The organism is Burkholderia sp. 572, from assembly GCF_040545135.1.
Classification (GTDB): Bacteria; Pseudomonadota; Gammaproteobacteria; order Burkholderiales; family Burkholderiaceae; genus Burkholderia; species Burkholderia cepacia.
Map to the genome: position 1 here is coordinate 65,070 of NZ_JBEPLH010000008.1, position 17,805 is coordinate 82,874.

The 17,805-nt window shown below is 69.0% G+C and carries 15 protein-coding genes and 1 riboswitch; of the genes, 11 read left to right on the forward strand and 4 right to left on the reverse strand.

Going from position 1 to position 17,805, the window contains the following annotated elements:
* The 10 genes from ABIC51_RS16670 (at nucleotide 1) to ABIC51_RS16715 (ending at nucleotide 11,703) form a co-directional block, all read left to right on the forward strand.
* Nucleotides 1-1,134, forward strand: coding sequence for a hybrid sensor histidine kinase/response regulator (locus tag ABIC51_RS16670; RefSeq protein ID WP_175898107.1), 1,134 nt, complete (start codon nucleotides 1-3; stop codon nucleotides 1,132-1,134).
* A 122-nt stretch (nucleotides 1,135-1,256) separates the two neighbouring features.
* The gene (locus tag ABIC51_RS16675; RefSeq protein ID WP_175855019.1) at nucleotides 1,257-2,933 is read left to right on the forward strand and encodes a methyl-accepting chemotaxis protein; all 1,677 of its coding nucleotides are present in this window, start codon (nucleotides 1,257-1,259) and stop codon (nucleotides 2,931-2,933) included.
* Entirely contained in the window at nucleotides 2,930-3,445 is a 516-nt protein-coding gene (locus ABIC51_RS16680) for a chemotaxis protein CheW (protein WP_175898106.1), read from the forward strand. The genes ABIC51_RS16675 and ABIC51_RS16680 overlap by 4 nt, the downstream gene beginning before the upstream one ends.
* On the forward strand, nucleotides 3,442-4,863 hold the full coding sequence (locus tag ABIC51_RS16685) for a CheR family methyltransferase (protein WP_175898105.1): 1,422 nt from the start codon (nucleotides 3,442-3,444) through the stop codon (nucleotides 4,861-4,863). The genes ABIC51_RS16680 and ABIC51_RS16685 overlap by 4 nt, the downstream gene beginning before the upstream one ends.
* Before the next feature lie 46 nt (nucleotides 4,864-4,909).
* Nucleotides 4,910-5,617 (forward strand): chemotaxis protein CheW, encoded by a 708-nt coding sequence (locus ABIC51_RS16690; RefSeq protein WP_027790999.1) that lies wholly within the window; start codon nucleotides 4,910-4,912, stop codon nucleotides 5,615-5,617.
* Nucleotides 5,614-7,923, forward strand: a complete 2,310-nt coding sequence (locus ABIC51_RS16695; RefSeq protein WP_027791000.1) for a hybrid sensor histidine kinase/response regulator — start codon at nucleotides 5,614-5,616, stop codon at nucleotides 7,921-7,923. The genes ABIC51_RS16690 and ABIC51_RS16695 overlap by 4 nt, the downstream gene beginning before the upstream one ends.
* Nucleotides 7,920-8,939 carry a chemotaxis response regulator protein-glutamate methylesterase gene (locus tag ABIC51_RS16700; protein WP_027791001.1) on the forward strand — a complete coding sequence of 340 codons (1,020 nt, stop codon included), beginning with the start codon at nucleotides 7,920-7,922 and terminating at the stop codon, nucleotides 8,937-8,939. The genes ABIC51_RS16695 and ABIC51_RS16700 overlap by 4 nt, the downstream gene beginning before the upstream one ends.
* An 82-nt stretch (nucleotides 8,940-9,021) precedes the next feature.
* Nucleotides 9,022-9,125, forward strand: a riboswitch (Fluoride riboswitch).
* 79 nt (nucleotides 9,126-9,204) lie between these two features.
* Complete coding sequence (locus ABIC51_RS16705) at nucleotides 9,205-10,446, forward strand: voltage-gated chloride channel family protein (RefSeq protein ID WP_175898103.1); 1,242 nt, start codon at nucleotides 9,205-9,207, stop codon at nucleotides 10,444-10,446.
* Entirely contained in the window at nucleotides 10,355-11,128 is a 774-nt protein-coding gene (locus tag ABIC51_RS16710) for a shikimate kinase (RefSeq protein ID WP_226128855.1), read from the forward strand. The genes ABIC51_RS16705 and ABIC51_RS16710 overlap by 92 nt, the downstream gene beginning before the upstream one ends.
* Nucleotides 11,125-11,703 carry a hypothetical protein gene (locus ABIC51_RS16715; protein ID WP_175898102.1) on the forward strand — a complete coding sequence of 193 codons (579 nt, stop codon included), beginning with the start codon at nucleotides 11,125-11,127 and terminating at the stop codon, nucleotides 11,701-11,703. Before ABIC51_RS16710 ends, ABIC51_RS16715 begins: the two co-directional genes overlap by 4 nt.
* Nucleotides 11,704-11,717: 14 nt before the next feature.
* Here the strand turns inward: ABIC51_RS16715 and ABIC51_RS16720 are convergent, their stop codons facing one another.
* Nucleotides 11,718-12,431, reverse strand: coding sequence for a riboflavin synthase (locus tag ABIC51_RS16720; protein ID WP_027791004.1), 714 nt, complete (start codon nucleotides 12,429-12,431; stop codon nucleotides 11,718-11,720).
* 208 nt (nucleotides 12,432-12,639) lie between these two features.
* On the reverse strand, nucleotides 12,640-14,502 hold the full coding sequence (locus ABIC51_RS16725) for an ABC transporter ATP-binding protein (protein WP_091920085.1): 1,863 nt from the start codon (nucleotides 14,500-14,502) through the stop codon (nucleotides 12,640-12,642).
* A gap of 489 nt (nucleotides 14,503-14,991) precedes the next feature.
* Between ABIC51_RS16725 and ABIC51_RS16730 the strand changes: the two genes are divergently transcribed.
* Entirely contained in the window at nucleotides 14,992-15,873 is an 882-nt protein-coding gene (locus tag ABIC51_RS16730; RefSeq protein ID WP_146252584.1) for a Dyp-type peroxidase, read from the forward strand.
* 105 nt (nucleotides 15,874-15,978) lie between these two features.
* Here ABIC51_RS16730 and ABIC51_RS16735 read toward each other — a convergent pair whose 3' ends face one another.
* Together ABIC51_RS16735 and ABIC51_RS16740 are read right to left on the reverse strand one after the other, a co-directional pair.
* Entirely contained in the window at nucleotides 15,979-16,380 is a 402-nt protein-coding gene (locus ABIC51_RS16735) for an OsmC family protein (RefSeq protein WP_027791007.1), read from the reverse strand.
* A gap of 178 nt (nucleotides 16,381-16,558) precedes the next feature.
* Nucleotides 16,559-17,482 carry a LysR family transcriptional regulator gene (locus ABIC51_RS16740; RefSeq protein WP_027791008.1) on the reverse strand — a complete coding sequence of 308 codons (924 nt, stop codon included), beginning with the start codon at nucleotides 17,480-17,482 and terminating at the stop codon, nucleotides 16,559-16,561.
* Nucleotides 17,483-17,805: the final 323 nt, after the last annotated feature.

The following is a 17,805-nucleotide window of genomic DNA, read 5'->3' on the forward strand; positions in this document are numbered from 1 at the left end:
ATGAAAGAATCGATTGGAGAATCGGCGTTTGAAACTGTATTTATGAAAGAATCGAGCGTTGATAATGCCTCGGATTGTCTTGAATCGGGGTTATCGGTCCTTCTCGTCGACGATCAACCGTTCGTCGGCGAGGTGATCCGCCGCGCGCTGCGCAGCGAACACGACATCGACCTGCACGTGTGCACCGACGCGCACCGGGCGATGGCGGTCGCGCGCGACGTGAAGCCGACGGTCATCCTGCAGGATCTCGTGATGCCGGAGATCGACGGCCTCGATCTCGTCCGTGCGTGGCGCGCGGACGCCGGCACGGCTCGCGTGCCGATCATCGTGCTGTCCGCGAAGGAGGAGCCGATCGTCAAGCGCGAGGCGTTCATCGCCGGCGCGAACGACTATCTGGTGAAGCTCCCCGACGCGATGGAGCTGGCCGCACGGATCCGCTATCACTCGAATTCGTACCTGATGTCCCGGCAGCGCGACGAGGCGCTCGACTTCCTGTCGCACGACATGCGTTCGCCACAGACGTCGATCCTCGCGCTGCTCGACGTCTACCGCGCCGAGCACGGCGAGATGCCGGCGATCATGGAACGCATTGCCGGCCATGCGCGGCGCGCGCTCGCGCTTGCCGACGGCTTCATCCACCTGACCCGCGCGCGGTCCGAGCGCCGCGCGCACGAGGTCGTGAGCCTCAACGAGATCGTGCTCGACGCCGTCGACCAGCTGTGGGAGAAGGCGGCCGGGCTCGGCAGCCGGGTCACCGCGCACGTGCCCGATACCGAGTGCGTGACGATGGGCGACCGCATGATGCTGACGCGCGCGGTCGCGAACCTGATCGACAACGGGCTGAAGTACGGCCCGGTCGGCACGGACGTGCACTGCACGCTGAGCGGCGAGGACGGTGCATGGGTGATCGGCGTCGAGGATACCGGCGCGGGAATCGCGCCGGAGCAGCGCACGGCCGCGACCGAGTCGTTCGTGCAGCTCGAGTCCGCGCATGGCGCGGCGCGCGGCGGCTTCGGCCTCGGGCTCGCGTTCGTCCGCGCGACGGCGGCGCGGCATCGCGGCCAGATCCTGATGCGCAATACGGCGCGCGGCTTCATGGTCGCGCTTCGGCTGCCGGCGCAAGCGGAGCGGTGATTTCGCGGCGCGGCCTGCCGGCGCCGCGCCGCCCGCAAGCCCTGATGCGCTCGTGGCGCGCCGTCCGGCGCGCAGGCGGGCGCGGATTTTTTCAACGCTGATATAGAAAGCCCATAACGAACATGGCCACCGTGACGCCCCGCGCGACCAATGAAAGCCTGCATCCGACGATCGGCGCTGCCCGGCTGACGCTCGGCAATCGCATCCTGCTCAGCTTCGGCGTGCTGTTCGTGCTGATGCTGGTGACAGCCGGCGTGTCCTACGAGCGATTGCGTGCGATCAACAGCGAAGCCGTCAGCATCGAGCACGATTCGCTGCCCGGCGTCTACCTCGCGTCGTCGCTGCGCGGCGCAGTGAATGAATCATTCATGCTGCTGCAGCAGGCGACGTTCGTCGAGACCGATCCCGAAAGCGTCCAGCGCGATCTCGCGAAGATCGCCGAAGCGGCGAAGGACATCGATTCGTTGTCGGTCGAGTACCAGAACTCGATATTTCGCGACGACGACCGGCAGCGCTTCGCGACCTTCCGGGGCACCTACGACCACTACCTGCCGCTGCTGAACGAAGCGGTGCAGCGGCACCGTCAATCGCACGACGACGCGGTCGCCGGGTATGTGAAGGTGCAGCCCGCATGGGCCGAGGTCGTGCGCAATGCGAATATTCTCGTGCAGGAAAACCGCAAGTTCGCCGATCAGTCGGCGAAGCTGATCCGTGAATCCGTGCAGGACACCGAGGTGGTGCTCGCGACCGCACTGGCGATCATGCTGCTGTCGGCGCTCGGGTTCGGCTACATGCTGTACCGTTCGGTCACCGTCCCGATGGCGCGGCTCGTCGAGGTGCACGACGTGATGCGTACAGGCAACCTGACGCGCCGCCTCGACCTGCGCCGTCGCGACGAATTCGGCACGCTCGAGACGGGCTTCAACCGGATGGCCGACGAACTGACCGAGCTCGTCGCGCGTGCGCAGCAGTCGTCGCTGCAGGTGACGACGTCGGTCGCCGAGATCGCGGCGACGTCGCGCGAGCAGCAGGCGACCGCGAACGAAACCGCGGCAACGACGACCGAGATCGGCGCGACCTCGCGCGAAATCTTCGCGACGTCGCGCGACCTGGTGCGCACGATGAACGAAGTGGCCGGCGTGGCGGAGCAGTCGGCCACACTCGCGGGCGTGAGCCAGAGCGGGCTCACGCGGATGGGCGAGACGATGCGCAGCGTGATGGACGCGGCCGGCTCGGTGAACGCGAAGCTCGCGATCCTCAACGAGAAGGCGCTGAACATCAACCAGGTGGTCGCGACCATCACCAAGGTGGCCGACCAGACCAACCTGCTGTCGCTGAACGCCGCGATCGAGGCCGAGAAGGCCGGCGAATACGGCCGCGGCTTCGCGGTCGTCGCGACCGAGATCCGCCGCCTCGCCGACCAGACGGCGGTCGCGACCTACGATATCGAGCAGACGGTGAAGGAGATCCAGTCGGCGGTATCGGCGGGCGTGATGGGGATGGACAAGTTCTCCGAGGAAGTGCGCCGGGGGATGCTCGACGTGCAGCAGGTCGGCGGGCAGCTGTCGCAGATCATCGCCGAGGTGCAGACGCTCTCGCCGCGCTTCCAGATGGTCAACGAAGGGATGCAGACGCAGGCGAACGGCGCGGAGCAGATCACGCAGGCGCTGTCGCAGCTGTCGGAGGCCGCGCAGCAGACGGCCGAGTCGCTGCGCCAGTCGTCGCAGGCGATCGACGACCTGACGCTCGTCGCGAACCAGTTGCGCACCAGCGTGTCGCGCTTCAAGGTCGACGCGTGACGCGCGCCGACACGCAGAACGGCGCGCATGCGCTGTTCCTGATGTTCGAGCTCGACGGCGAACGCTATGCGCTCGACGCGGCCGGCATCGACGAGGTGCTGCCGCTCGCGGTCACGAAGGCCGTGCCCGGCGCACCCGAATGGATTGCCGGGCTGCTGATGCGCGGCGGCCAGCCGGTGCCGGTGATCGACGTGCCGATGCTGGCGCTCGGGCGCCGCGCGCATGCGCTGCGCTCGACGCGGCTCGTGATGGTTCGCTACCGGGCGCGCGAGGCGGGCGGCGAGCGCACGATCGGGCTGATCGTCGAGCGTGCGACGCAGACGATGCGGATCGATCGCGCGGCGTTTCGCGCGAGCGGCATCTCGACCGCGCGCACGCGCTGGCTCGGGCCCGTCGCGAATACGCCCGACGGCGTCGTGCAGCAGGTATCGGTTGCCGACCTGATCGACGACGTTGCACGCCTGTATCTGTTCGACGACGGCCTGCCGGGCCACGGGGGAGAGTCCGCATGAAAGAGTCCGAATCGCGATTTCGCGGCTGGCTGCTGCGCGAGACCGGCATCGACCCCGATTCGCTCGGCAACGATTTCCTGACCCGCGCGCTGACGGAGCGCGTGCACGCGCTGCAGGCGGACGGCGAGCGCCTGTCGTCGGCGGCGCGGCCGCCCGTGACGCAGGACGCGCTCGACGCCTACTGGCAGCAGCTCAACGCGTCGGCCGACGAACGGCGTGCGCTGATCGAGCTGTTCGTCGTGCCCGAGACCTGGTTCTTCCGCGACCGCGAGGCCTTCGCGACGCTCGCGCGGCTCGCGGCCGACCGGCTCGCGGCGCTGCCCGGCCGCGTGATCCGCGTGCTGAGCGCGCCGTGCTCGACGGGCGAGGAACCGTTTTCGGCGGCGATGGCGCTGCTCGACGCGGGGCTCGACCCGGCCAGTTTCACGATCGACGCGATCGACCTCAGCACGCGCGCGATCGAGCAGGCGCGGCTCGGCTGTTACGGGCGCAACGCGTTTCGCGGCACCGCGACGGAGTTTCGCGCGCGGCACTTCACGCCGACCCGCGAGGGCTGGCTGCTCGACGAGCGCGTGCGCGCCTGTGTGCAGTTCAGTCAGGCGAACCTCGTCGAACCGGCGGCGGACACGGGCCTTCGCTACGATTTCGTGTTCTGCCGCAACGTGCTGATCTACTTCGATCGCGACGCGCAGGATCGCGTGATCCGCGCGCTCGGCGAGCGTCTTGCCGACGACGGCGTGCTGTTCGTCGGGCCGGCCGAGACGGGGGTCGCGATGCGGCACGGGATGCGCTCGGCGCGCGTGCCGCTCGCATTCGCGTTTCATCGCGAGCCCGCCGGCGCGGCGCCCGATACCTACGCGGCCCGGCCGGCGGCGCCGCTGTCCATGGCGGCGGCGCCGTACCGGCGCGCGGAGCGCTTCACGGTCGCGCCGCCCGCGGCGACACGCCCGGTGCTGGCGGTCGCGCCGCCGGCCTGGCTCGGCGACGCACGCGAGCCGTTCGCGGCACCGCCGCCGGCCATGCACGCGGCCGCGTTCGACGCGCGGGCCGATCTGCCGGCAGCGGCGGCCGAACCGGTTGCGCCCGTTGCAACGGTCGCACCGGTGGCCGAAGGCCCCGCGCCGACGCTGGAAGACGCACAGGCGCTGGCGAATGCCGGCGCGTTCGACGAGGCCGAGCGCGTGCTCGCGCAGTTCTCGGCGCGCGTCGGGCCGCACGCCGATGCGTTCTACCTGAACGGGCTGATCGCGGATGCGCGCGGGCGCGCATCGGAAGCCGGCGACTTCTACAGGAAGGCGCTGTACCTGCGGCCCACGCATCACGAAGCGCTGACCCATCTCGCGACGCTGCTCGACGTCGGCGGCGATCGCGCGGGCGCGCAATGGCTGCTCGAGCGTGCACGGCGCTCGGCCGGCTGACAAGACTACGGGTTGGGGACCGACACCGCGATGACCAGAGGAATTCATGAACCGCGCCGCCGCTGCCATTGACGAGACGACGATCGACGTCGACGATTGCTGGAACCGGATCGGCACGCGCGGCGACCGCACGTGCGAGCGGCTGAACGAGTGCCTGCGCTGCCTGAACTGCCCGGTGTACGCGTATCACGCGGCGAAGCTGCTCGAGCGCCCGCTCGACGGGGCGGAGATGGCCGACGCCACGCGCCGGATGAGCGCGCCCGGCACGCCGCACGTGCGCGACGCCGACGCCGATACGCGCCATGCGGCGCTGGCGTTCCGCGTGGCCGACGAATGGCTCGCGCTGCCGATCGGCGTGCTGCGCGAGATCGCCGGCACGCGCCCGATCCATTCGCTGCCGCATCGCCGCAATTCGGCCGTGCGCGGCGTGGTCAACATCCGCGGCACGCTGCGCATCGCGATCTCGATCGGCGCGCTGCTCGGACTCGATGTCGGCAAGGGCGGCAAGGGCGGTGACGACGGCCGCTTCACGCGGCTGCTGGTCGCCGCGCACCAGGGCGAGCCGGTCGTGTTTCCGGTCGACGAAGTCGAGGGCGTGCTGCGCTTCGGCGCATCCGACTGGGTGCCCGTGCCGGCCACGGTCGGGCGCGCGAGCGCCGGCCTGTCGCGCGGCGTGCTGTCGTGGCGCGGGAAGTCGGTGGGCCTGCTCGACGACGACCGCCTGTTCGACGCAGTCACACGGAGCATGCGATGAGCGGCGATGACGACCTGAGCCACCTGTCGCTGCTCGAGCTGTATCGCGAGGAGACGCGCACGCAGACCCAGGCGCTGTCCGAACGGCTGCTCGCGCTCGAATCGGGCGAGCCCGATTCCGTCGCGCTCGAGGCATGCATGCGCGCCGCGCATTCGCTGAAGGGGGCCGCGCGCATCGTCGGCGTGCCGCTCGGCGTCGACATCGCGGGGCGGATGGAGGAGTGCTTCGTCGCCGCGCAGGCCGGCACGATCGCGCTGACGGCCACGCACGTCGACGTGCTGCTGGCGGGCGTCGATTTGCTGGTGCGCGTCGGCGATCCGCAGGCGCAGCCCGTGACGCAGACGGAGATCGACGTGTTCGCGGCGGCGCTCACGGGTGCCGACGGCGCGCAGACGATGCAGGTGTCGGGCGTCGTCCCGCCGCAGGCGCCGCCGACGGTCGTGCCGTATCGCGAGCACGACGGTGCCGCGAACGAGCCTGTCGGGGCGAGTGCCGCGGTGCCGCCGCTTGCGGTCTCGAGCGCGGTGCCCGATCCGGCCCAGGCCGGCCGCGTGGCCGGCGCCGGCGCGATGCGCCGCGTGCGCGCGGATACGCTGAACCGGCTGCTGAGCCTGTCCGGCGAATCGCTGGTCGAATCGCGCTGGCTCAAGCCGTTCGCCGAATCGATGCTGCGCGTGAAGCGCGCCCAGCGCGACGCAGCCCGCTCGCTCGATTTGATGTATGAACAATTCGCCGACGATCTCGACGCGGGCATGCTCGCGTCGATGAACGAAGTCCGGCACATGCTGAACGACCTGCAGCGCTCGCTCGCCGAGCGCATGGACGAATTCGACCGCTTCGAGCGGCGCAGCACGCATATCGCCGAGCAGCTGTACGACGAGGCGCTGCAATGCCGGATGCGGCCGTTCGGCGACGCGACGCGTGCGTATCCGCGCATCGTCCGCGATCTCGCGCGCTCGCTCGGCAAGCAGGTGCGTTTCTCGATCGTCGGCGAGGGCACGCAGGTCGACCGCGACATCCTCGACCTGCTCGACGCGCCGCTCGGCCACCTGCTGCGCAACGCGATCGACCACGGCGTCGATTCGCCGGAGGCGCGGCGCGCGCGCGGCAAGCCGGCCGAGGCGAGCGTGACGCTGGAGGCGCGCCACAGTGCCGGCTCGCTGCTGGTCAGCGTGATCGACGACGGCCCGGGCGTCGACATGGACGCGCTGCGCGCGGCCGTCGTGCGCCAGCGCCTGACCGACGACGAGACGGCCGCGCGGCTGTCCGATCCCGAACTGCTCGAATTCCTGCTGCTGCCGGGTTTCTCGATGCGCGATGCGGTGACCGACGTGTCGGGCCGCGGCGTCGGCCTCGACGCGGTGCAGGAGATGGTGCGCGGCGTGCGCGGCGCGGTGCGGATCTTCAACGAGCCGGGCGCGGGCATGCGTTTCGTGCTGCAGTTGCCGCTCACGCTGTCGGTGATCCGCAGCCTGCTCGTCGAGGTCGGTGGCGAGCCGTATGCGTTCCCGCTCGCGCACGTGCGCCGCACGCTCGAACTCTCGCACGACGATATCGACGTGCTCGAAGGGCAGCCGCATTTCCCGTTCGACGGCCGGCGCGCGGGCCTCGTCGCCGCGCATCAGCTGCTCGACGCGGGTGAGCCCGACGTCGCGCGCACGAGCACGGCGGTCGTGGTCGTCGGCGGGGAACCCGAGCTGTACGGCGTCGCGGTCGACCGCTTCCTCGGCGAGCGGATGCTCGTCGTGCAGCCGCTCGACAGCCGCCTGCACAAGATCCAGAACATCGCGGCCGGCGCGCTGCTCGAGAACGGCGATCCGGTGCTGATCGTCGACGTCGAGGACCTGATCCGCTCGGTCGACAAGCTCGTGCGCGGCGGGCAGCTCGCGCGGCTCACGCGCGACCCGCAACTGGCGCTGGCCGACCGGCGCCGCCGCGTGCTCGTCGTCGACGATTCGCTGACGGTGCGCGAGCTCGAACGCAAGCTGCTGGAAAAGCGCGGCTACGACGTGACGGTCGCGGTCGACGGGATGGAGGGCTGGAACGCGGTGCGCAGCGATGCGTTCGATCTCGTCGTCACCGACGTCGACATGCCGCGCATGGACGGCATCGAACTCGTCACGCTGATCAAGGGCGATCCGATGCTCAAGCGCGTGCCGGTGATGATCGTGTCGTACAAGGATCGCGACGAGGATCGCCGTCGCGGGCTCGACGCGGGCGCCGACTACTACCTTGCGAAGAGCAGCTTCCACGACGAGGCGCTGCTCGACGCCGTGCACGACCTGATCGGGGACGCGCGAGGATGAACATCGGCATCGTCAACGACTTGCCGCTGGCCGTGGAGGCGCTGCGCCGCGTGATCGCGCTGCGTACCGACCATCGCGTGCTATGGGTCGCGACCGACGGCGACGAGGCGGTGGATTTCTGCGTCGCGCATCCGCCCGATCTCGTGCTGATGGATCTCGTGATGCCGAAGGTCGACGGGGTCGCGGCGACGCGCCGGATCATGGCGCGCGCGCCCTGCGCGATCCTGATCGTGACGGCGAGCGTCAGCGCGAACACGTCGTCGGTCTACGAGGCGATGGGCGCGGGTGCGCTCGATGCGGTCGACACACCGACGCTCGCGCTCGGGCTGTCGGCCGACGCGTCGCCGCAGGCGCTGCTCGCGAAGATCGACCAGATCGGCCGGCTGCTCGAAAGCCGTTCCGCGGCGCTCGTGCCGCCGGGGCCGGCGCCCGAGCGCGGCCAGCCGACGCTCGTCGCGATCGGCGCGTCGGCGGGCGGGCCGACCGCGCTGACCGCGCTGCTGCGCGCGCTGCCGGCCGACTTTCCGGCGGCGATCGTGATCGTCCAGCATGTCGACCAGGCGTTCGCGCTCGGGATGGCCGAGTGGCTCGACGGCTATACGCGGCTGCCGGTGCGCGTCGCGCGGCAGGGCAGCGTGCCGCAGGCCGGCGAGGTGCTGCTCGCGGCGACCAACGATCACCTTTACCTGTCGCCGCGCGGCGTGCTCGGCTATACGCGGCATCCGGTCGAGACGCCGTACCGGCCGTCGATCGACGTGTTCTTCAACAGCGTCGCCGACGGCTGGCAGGGCGAAGCGTTTGGCGTGCTGCTGACGGGCATGGGGCGCGACGGCGCGCTCGGCCTGAAGGCGATGCGCGCGAAGGGCTGCCACACGATCGCGCAGGACGAAGCGACGAGCGCCGTGTACGGAATGCCGAAGGCGGCCGCCGCGATCGGGGCGGCGTCGGCAATCCTGCCGCTCGAACGGATCGCGCCCCAGCTGATCTCGCGCATCACGCGTCCGCTGCGCGACTGACGGCGCTCGACGGGCCGGCGACGCCGTCCCGTTGCGCTGCGCCGTCGGCCGCATTGCGGGCGGCGCGCACTCGCGTACAATGGCGGCCTGCGGAGATGGCATGCCTCCCTGCGGTCGTACGCGGCGCGTTGCGCACGGTGCGGCCCTCAACCGCCGGTAAGCCCGGCTGATGATGCCTGCGTGTTCCTGGGTCGTCAGGAGGTCGCAGGCCGTCGATGCGGTATTCTGCCGCCCAGGTTTTGATGTTCCGTCGAATCTGGAAATCATGTTCTTCACGACTTCTGCCGATCTTCTCGCGACCGTGCGCTACGTGTGCCGCTGGCTCGCTCTCTCGGCCCTGCTTGGCGCACTGGCCGGCACGGCTTCCGCCTTGTTCCTGATCGCGCTCGACTGGGCGACCGGCACGCGCGTCGCGCATCCGTGGCTGCTGTGGGGGCTGCCGGCAGCCGGTTTCGCGACCGGCTGGATCTACCATCGCTTCGGCCAGTCCGTCGCGCGCGGCAACAACCTGCTGATCGACGAAATCCACGACCCGAAGGCGCTCGTGCCGAAACGGATGGCGCCGCTCGTGCTCGTCGCGACCGTCGTCACGCACCTGTTCGGCGGCTCGGCCGGCCGCGAGGGCACGGCCGTGCAGATGGGCGGCGCGCTCGCCGATCGCGTCACGCACGTGTTCCGTCTCGATCGCGAACATCGCCGCGTGCTGCTGATGGGCGGCATCGCGGCCGGTTTCGCATCGGTGTTCGGCACGCCGCTCGCGGGCGCCGTGTTCGGGCTCGAGGTGCTGGCGATCGGGCGCGTGCGGTACGACGCGCTGCTGACCTGTGTCGCATCCGCGATCGTCGCGGATGTCGTCTGCCGCGCGTGGGGCGTGCATCACACGGCCTATGCGATTCCGTTCGTGCCGGCCGTGTCGGCGACGGGGCTGGCCGTGACGGTCGTCGCGGGCGTGGCGTTCGGCGTGGTCGGGCGGCTGTTCGCGTTCGCGACGCATGCGCTGACCGCGTGGTTCCGCCGCGTCATCCGTTATGCGCCGCTGCAGCCGGTGCTCGGCGGCCTGCTGGTCGCCGCGGCTGCGATCGCGTTGAACGTGCCGCAGTATCTCGGCCTCGGCATCCCGACGATCGAGGCCGCGTTTCACGGCCCGTTGCCGCTCTACGACTTCGCGGGCAAGTTCGCGTTCACCGTCGTCACGCTCGCGTCGGGGTTCAAGGGCGGCGAAGTGACGCCGCTGTTCTACATAGGCGCGACGCTCGGCAACGCGCTCGGCCAGGTGCTGGCGCTGCCGGTGCCCGTGCTCGCGGGGCTCGGCTTCGTCGCGGTGTTCGCGGGCGCGGCCAACACGCCGATCGCGTCGACGATCATGGCGATCGAACTGTTCGGGGCGGATATCGGCGTGTATGCGATCGTCGCGTGTGTCGTTGCGTATCTGTTCTCGGGGCACGCGGGGATTTATCGCGCGCAGCGCGTGGCGGTGGGCAAGGGCGCGCAGGCCGAAGCCGAATGATGCGGGCGAGGCAATGCGTCGCGGTGCTTGCGGGAGGGGGAAGGTGTCGTTGCTGGTACATCTGATCGGCCCGGGCGGCGCCGGCAAGACCACGGTCGGCGCGATCGTCGCGGAGCGCCTGAACTGGCGGTTCGTCGATGTGGATCGATGTTTCCTGGCGGAGCACGGGAACATTGCCGATTTCATCCGGGAGCGCGGTTATGCCGAATATGCGTCGCACAACGTCCGGCTGTACGAGCAACTCAAGCGTGACCTGTCGGCGCCTGCGATCTGCGCGGTGTCGTCCGGGTTCATGCTGTATCCGGACGATGTCGCGCCGGCCTATCCGGCACTTCGCCGTGACATCGAGGAGGACGGCTTGACCGCGCTCCTGTTGCCTTCGTTCGATCTCGAACGCTGCGCGAAAACGGTCGTGGCCCGGCAAATGTCCCGGCCTTATCTGAACGCGAACGAAGCCGACGAGATGCGCAAGATCCGCGACCGGTTTCCCGCCTTCATGCGCCTGAACTGCAGGCGGTTCTCGAGTGACGGCACGCCCGACCGCGTGGCGGGCGACATCGAACGCTTCATCGTGGCGTCGATGCCGTCGAGTGAACACGATCCGTGTCCGGTCGCGGGCGGCGGCCCGACGCATCCAGGCGGCACCCGCGGTGCCGGAAACCGGGAGAACGACATTCAATGACGCTGCAAGACTTTCTGATCGAAGCGCGGCGCCTCGCCAGGCCATGCCGTCAATATCGCTTCGCGAGTGGCGGGGAACCCGTCACCGGCTACTGGCATGGCGTTGAAGCAGGCGCGCCGTGCGTCTCCGTCGAGCGGGACGGCACCTGGCTGAACGTGTATCTCGATGAGGGCGGGACATCGGGCCGCGCGGAAACCGCCGCGCAGCCCGTCCGGTCGGACCGCCCGCTGTGCCGATCCGACGCTACGTCGCTCCCGCCGGTCGAAGCGGTGTTCCGCTTCGGCTCAGCCGCGATCGACGCCTATCTCGACGCGCACGGCTGGCAACGCGACTGGGGATTCAACAGCAACTTCAAGGGCATCGCGGCGCATGACTACGAGCGTGAGTGGATGGCGCAATGCCCGCTCTACACGGGCGGGGCGGTCGCCGTCGCGGGCGGGTGGAACATGCGCTGGCCCGACGACGACGAACCGGTCGATCTCGATCTCGTCCTCTGGACGTTCGAGGAAGCGGAGCCGTGGGTCGAGGTGTTTTGCGACGGCGACCGGTACTCGGTGATCCAGCGGATCACCTAGCGCGCCGGCAACCGTTACTGCTTCGGCAGGCGCGCGACATGGCGCGCCAGCAATTCCTCGATATCGATGCCTTTTTCGGCCAGCAACGCCGTGACGACACCGTTCAGTTCGCCGAGCGTTTCCTTGACCGATTCCCGGATCGTGTCCACGACCACCTGCGTGCTGCGCTCGATCTCGATGTTGACCGTGTCGTTGACGCCCTTCGCATCGAAGGTCGTCGCGCGACGCGTTTCGGGAATCAGCCAGACATCGAACCAGCCTTCGTCGCGGTTGACGTCGGACACCGTCAGGCTGCAGCCGTTGATCGCGATATAGCCCTTCGCGAACACGTACCGCTTGAATGCGTCCGGCACGCCGATGCGCACCATCCGGTTATGCTCGGACGATGCGATGTGCCGGATGGTCCCGGTGAAGTCGACATGGCCGGACAGCGGATGCCCGCCGATCTCCGCGCCGTCCTTCGCGGCCCGCTCCACGTTGATCCGCGCGCCTGTCGTGAGGTCGGCCAGCGTGGTGATTTTCAGGCTCGGCAGCATCACGTCGAAGTCGATCAGTTCCGGCGAATGGATGGTCGTCACCGTCAGGCAGACGCCGTCGACCGAGACGCTGGCGCCGATCTCGATGTCGTCGGTAAACCGTTCCGGGAATTCGATGCTGAAGGTTCTCAGTTCCCCGTGGTCGGCGATGGTCTTGATGGTGGCAACGCCCTGGACAATTCCTGTAAACATGGTCGATCCCTTGTCGCAAACTTGCTGGCCCACATGATAAGGGATACCGGAAGAGGCGGCCTGGCGGCGCGCGGCTTGCGGAGGGGCGGGCGGAATTCGCGGCCGAAAAAAAGGCCGTGCACCTGGCACGGCCTCGATCCGGATCCATTTGTCGACGCGCGCCGGCGGTGATGACCGCACTACCGGCGCGCGTCGCGCCTTTCTTGCATCACGCCTCAGCCGGCTCGCCGAGCGGCCCGGCATGATTGTCCGCCGTGCGCCGCGGCGAATCGGCGAGCCCCTTCGCGAGTTCCAGCGCCTGCCGCTCGAACAGCCGGCGATAGATGCCGCCGTCGATGCGGATCAGCGCGTCGTGGCTGCCTTCCTCGATCACCTTGCCGCGGTCGAGCACCAGCAGCCGGTCGAGCGCGCGCACGGTCGACAGCCGGTGTGCGACCACCAGCGTCGTGCGACCGACCATCAGCCGCTCCATCGCCTGCTGGATCAGCAGCTCGCTTTCGCTGTCGAGGCTCGACGTGGCTTCGTCGAGGATCAGGATCGGCGCATCGGCGAGGAACGCGCGCGCGATCGCGACCCGCTGGCGTTCGCCGCCCGACAGCTTGATCCCGCGTTCGCCGACCAGCGTGTCATAGCCGTCCGGCAGCGCGGCGATGAAGTCGTGCGCGCTGGCGAGCCGCGCGGCGCGCTCGATGTCGGCCCGGCTCGCGTCGGGGCGTGCATACGCGATGTTCTCGGCGAGCGTGCGGTGGAACAGCACGGGCTCCTGCTGGACGATCGCGATCTGGCTGCGCAGCGAATCCTGCCGGACCTGCGCGATGTCCTGGCCGTCGATCGTGATGCGGCCGCCCGACACGTCGTACAGGCGCTGGATCAGCTTGATGAACGTCGTCTTGCCCGACCCCGAGTGGCCGACGAGGCCCACCCGCTCGCCCGGCGCGATGCGCATCGAGAAATCGTCGTACAGCGGCACCGGATGGTTGCCGTAGCGGAACGTCACGTGCTCGAAGCGGATCTCGCCTTGCCCGATCCGGATGGCCGGCGCGCCGGGGCGATCGTCGATGCCGAGCGGCTGGCGTTCGAGCGCGACGAGTTCTTCCATGTCGTTGACCGAGCGCTGCAGGTTGCGGATGTGCATGCCGACGTCGCGCAGGTAGCCCTGCAGCATGAAGAACATCGTCAGCGCGAACGCGATGTCGCCGACGCTCGCCTCGTCGTTCGCCCACAGCCGCAGCGCGACGCCGATCATCGCGGCCTGCATCGCGACGAGCATCGCGCCCTGCAACCCGCCGTTGAGCGTGCCGCGCACCCACGTGCGGCGCGTGCGTTGCCGCCACTTGCCGATCACGCGGGCGAGCCGCGCTTCCTCGCGCGTTTCCGCGCCGAACGCCTTCACGACCGCGTTGCAGCTCACGGCATCGGCGAGCGCGCCGCCCATGCGCGTGTCCCACAGGTTGCCGAGGCGGGCGGCCGGCGCGACGATGCCGAGCGACACCGCAACCGTCACCGTGATGTACAGCAGCGAACCCGCGCCGACGACGAGCCCCATCACGGGCCAGTGCGTGCCGAGCAGCACGGTCGCGCCGACGAGCATCGTGACCGACGGCAACAGCGCGATCAGGACCGTGTCGTTCAGCAGGTCGAGCGCCCAGATGCCGCGCGTGATCTTGCGCACGGTCGAGCCCGCGAAGCTGTTCGCGTGCCAGTCGGTCGAGAAGCGCTGCACGCGATGGAACGACGCGGCCGCGATCTCGCTCATCATCTTCAGCGTGAGCGTGATGATGTTCAGGTAGACGCCTTGTCGCAGCACCGTCGCGCCGAGGCCGAGCGCGGCGAGCGTGCCGAACGCGACGAGGGCCGCATGCCACGCGGCGGCGCGGTCGGTCAGGCCGGTCGACAGCGCGTCGACGAGGCGGCCGGCGAACAGCGGCGTGAGCACGTCGGCGAGCGCGGCGAGCAGCGCGAGGCTCGCGACCGTGGCGGTGCGGGCCGGCTGCTTGCGCCAGTAACGGAAGGTGAAGCCGAAGACGGCCTGGAATGCCTGGCCGCCCAGAAGGGTGGTTTTTCTGGTCATTTATCGTTGCCCGGCGCATCGCGCGACGGGGCTTTCCGGTTGGGCGAACATCGAAAACGCAACAGCCGGGCCGCGCGGAAACCGTGCGGCGAAACGAAACGGGCTGTCGGGAAACGGCGCGGCTGACGGGTTAGTAGAAAACTCGGGAGCCGGCGCGGACGGCGGGCTGGATCAGCTGCGCCGTGGGACCACGTTCGGGAAGGTTGCTGGCATTCGGAACATCTGCACCTCCCCTGAAGTGAACGGTTGAAAGGACGCCGAAAAGACGTGGAAAGATTCTATCAGCAGTGCCGCGCGCCCCGCAACGTCTGACGAATGCGGCGTTGCAGCGTCGATACGGTTAGTATTCAGGGCTTCGGCCCTTCTTTTGCGGGCCTTCCACAGTGCGGCAGCGCAGGGGCCGGCACACGCATCGATTACACTTCGACGTTTGCGGCGCACCGCGCCGCGGCCCTCGCAGATTCACCACGATACATTCCTGAGGAAACGATGAGCGACGTTCAGCAAGGCATCCTGACCCCGATCGATACGGCGGCCCGATACCTCACTTTCACGATGTCGAACGACGGCAATGTGGCGGCGGCGCTGGCCGCGCTGCGCGAGATCGTCGACGGACGCGACACGGTCGTCGGGTTCGGACATGCGCTGGCGGCGCACCTCGGGCACCCGGTGCCAGGCCTGACCGGATTCCCGGCGTTCGCGGTGAAGGACCGCACGCTGCCGGCGACGCCGGCCGACGTGTGGGTCTGGCTGCGCGGCGACGATCGCGGCGAGATCGTGCTGCGCGCGCGGGCGATCGAACGCGCGCTGGCGCCGGCGTTCGCGTTGCAGGATGCGGTCGACGGTTTCCGCTATTCGAACGATCGTGACCTGTCCGGCTACGAGGACGGCACCGAGAACCCCGAAGGCGACGAAGCCGTGGCCGCGGCGATCGTGACCGGGCAGGGCGCGGGGCTCGACGGTGCGAGCTTCGTCGCGGTCCAGCAATGGCTGCACGACTTCGAGCAGATGGAGCGCATTCCGTCGGGCGACATGGACAACATCATCGGGCGCCGCCGCTCGGACAACGAAGAACTCGACGACGCACCCGAGTTCGCGCACGTGAAGCGCACCGCGCAGGAAAGCTTCGAGCCCGAAGCGTTCATGCTGCGCCGTTCGTCGCCGTGGTCGGACGCGCGCCGCGCGGGCCTCTACTTCGTGGCGTTCGGCTGCTCGTTCCGCGCGTTCGACGTGCAGATGCGCCGGATGAGCGGCGCGGAAGACGGGATCGTCGACGGCCTGTTCCGCTTCACGCGGCCGCTGACGGGCGCGTATTTCTGGTGCCCGCCGATGCAGGACGGCAAGCTCGACCTGTCCGCGCTCGGACTGTAAGCGCCTGACGGGATCGACGAACGGGGGGCCGCGCATCGTGCGCGGCCCCCCGTTTCCTTTTGCGCGGTGATGTGCGCGGTGATCGTGTGTCGTGTGCGTTGCGTATCAGTTCAACGTCGTGTCGATCCGCGTGCCGCGCTTGATGAACTGCGTGACCGGCGTTTTCTCGCAGATTTCGGCGAGGCGCTGGCGTTGCGCATCGTCGAGCGGGCCGTCGAGCGTCACGACACGGCGCACGTACTGCGTGCCTTCGCGATCGGCATGCAGCTCGGTGCGCACGCCGATACGCGCGGCGGGCCACGCCTTGCGCTGCATGTACATGCGCAGCGTCGCGGCCGTGCATTGCGCAAGGCCGGCCAGCACGAATTCATAGGGCGCCGGCCCGCGATCCTGGCCGCCCTCGCGTGGGGCTTCGTCGCCGGTCAGCGCGTGGGTGCCGGCCTGAAGCTGGACGACGTAATCGGGCGCATCGGCGTCGAGGACGGCGGCGGCGTGGATGAGCGACATGGCAAGTCTCCGGTCAGCGGGAAAAGAAAAAGGGAGTCGGGAAGCGGAAAGTGGACGCCGCGCGGCGGCGCGCAGCCGTCAGCATACCGCCCCGATGGCGATGGCGATGGCGATGGCGATGGCGATGGCGATGGCGATGGCGATGGCGATGGCGATGGCGATGGCGCGCGCGATGCGGCTACGCGTCCGCGCCGCCGGCACTGCTGCGCACGAGCGCGGCGATGCGCTCGCGTACCCACTGGTGCGCGCGATCGGCGTCGCGCGATTCGTGCCAGTACGCGAGGAGCGGGAACGGCTTGAGCCGCAACGGCAGCGGTCGCACGACGATCGGCAGCATCGCGGCCATCCGCAACGCATAGGTGTGCGGCAGCGTGACCAGCAGGTTGCCGGTCGCGGCGATCTGGCACGCGGCGAAATAGTGCTGACAGGTGAGCCGGATATCGCGAAAGCGGCCGTCGTTGCCGAGCAGCACGTCGAGCGATTGCGGCTCGCCGAGCGACGACACCGCGACATGCTGCGCCGCGAAATAGTCGCCGCGCCGCAACGGCTCGCGAGTAAGCGGATGATCGCGTCGCAGTGCGACGACGAGCGAATCGTCGAGCAGGTGTTCGGTGGCAATGCGCGGGCCGGTCGGCACGCGGCGATCGACGGCGAGATCGAGATTGCCCGATGCAAGTTCGCGTTCGATCCCGGCTACCGCGATGCGACGGCTCACGAGCCGCAGGCCCGGCGCTTCGTCGGCGAACGCCGCGACGATCCGCGGCAGCGCGATCGATTCGAGCACGTCGCGAATGCCCACCGCGATGCTCAGGTCGAGCGTCGCGGGATCGAATGCCGACGGCGCGCGCGCGGTGCCTTGCAGGCCCTTCAGGTGCAGTTGCACGTCCGTGATGATCGAGCGCGTGCGTTCGGTTGCGACAACACGGTTGCCCTGGCGCACGAACAGCGGATCGTCGAAATGCGCGCGCAGCCGGTTGAGCGCGTGCGTGACGGCCGGCTGCGTGAGATGCAGCGCGCGGGCGGCCGCGCCGATGCCGCCATGCACGTAGACGGCGTCGAGCACGCGAAACAGGTTCAGGTCGAGACGATGGTCGGCGGGCACGGGGCGCGGGTGGCGTGATGAATGGTGGAGCGATTCTAAAGGATGCGCAGGCAACGGATACGCGGGCTTTCCTGCGTGGCGATCGACGGTATTGAATACATGGGGATATCGTTTGCGCCGATATTCGGCTGTGCATTTATCCGGATACCCGACGCAATTCGTCGTCGTGAAAATGCACGGATTTCGATGCACACAATCGTAACAATTGGCGATATCGGCCCGTGCAATTCCGCACCGGCCCGCCGGCAACCCCTGGCAGCCTGTAGTAATCCGCCATCATGCTGTCCATGTCGGCCATTTCGCGCCAAAGCCGCGACCCGTTC

Coding starts and splice junctions, on each gene's coding strand:
- ABIC51_RS16670 (WP_175898107.1), top strand. CDS start 1: ATGAAAGAATCGATTGGAGAATCGGCGTTTGAAACTGTATTTATGAAA.
- ABIC51_RS16675 (WP_175855019.1), top strand. CDS start 1,257: ATGGCCACCGTGACGCCCCGCGCGACCAATGAAAGCCTGCATCCGACG.
- ABIC51_RS16685 (WP_175898105.1), top strand. CDS start 3,442: ATGAAAGAGTCCGAATCGCGATTTCGCGGCTGGCTGCTGCGCGAGACC.
- ABIC51_RS16690 (WP_027790999.1), top strand. CDS start 4,910: ATGAACCGCGCCGCCGCTGCCATTGACGAGACGACGATCGACGTCGAC.
- ABIC51_RS16695 (WP_027791000.1), top strand. CDS start 5,614: ATGAGCGGCGATGACGACCTGAGCCACCTGTCGCTGCTCGAGCTGTAT.
- ABIC51_RS16700 (WP_027791001.1), top strand. CDS start 7,920: ATGAACATCGGCATCGTCAACGACTTGCCGCTGGCCGTGGAGGCGCTG.
- ABIC51_RS16705 (WP_175898103.1), top strand. CDS start 9,205: ATGTTCTTCACGACTTCTGCCGATCTTCTCGCGACCGTGCGCTACGTG.
- ABIC51_RS16715 (WP_175898102.1), top strand. CDS start 11,125: ATGACGCTGCAAGACTTTCTGATCGAAGCGCGGCGCCTCGCCAGGCCA.
- ABIC51_RS16720 (WP_027791004.1), bottom strand. CDS start 12,431: ATGTTTACAGGAATTGTCCAGGGCGTTGCCACCATCAAGACCATCGCC.
- ABIC51_RS16725 (WP_091920085.1), bottom strand. CDS start 14,502: ATGACCAGAAAAACCACCCTTCTGGGCGGCCAGGCATTCCAGGCCGTC.
- ABIC51_RS16730 (WP_146252584.1), top strand. CDS start 14,992: ATGAGCGACGTTCAGCAAGGCATCCTGACCCCGATCGATACGGCGGCC.
- ABIC51_RS16735 (WP_027791007.1), bottom strand. CDS start 16,380: ATGTCGCTCATCCACGCCGCCGCCGTCCTCGACGCCGATGCGCCCGAT.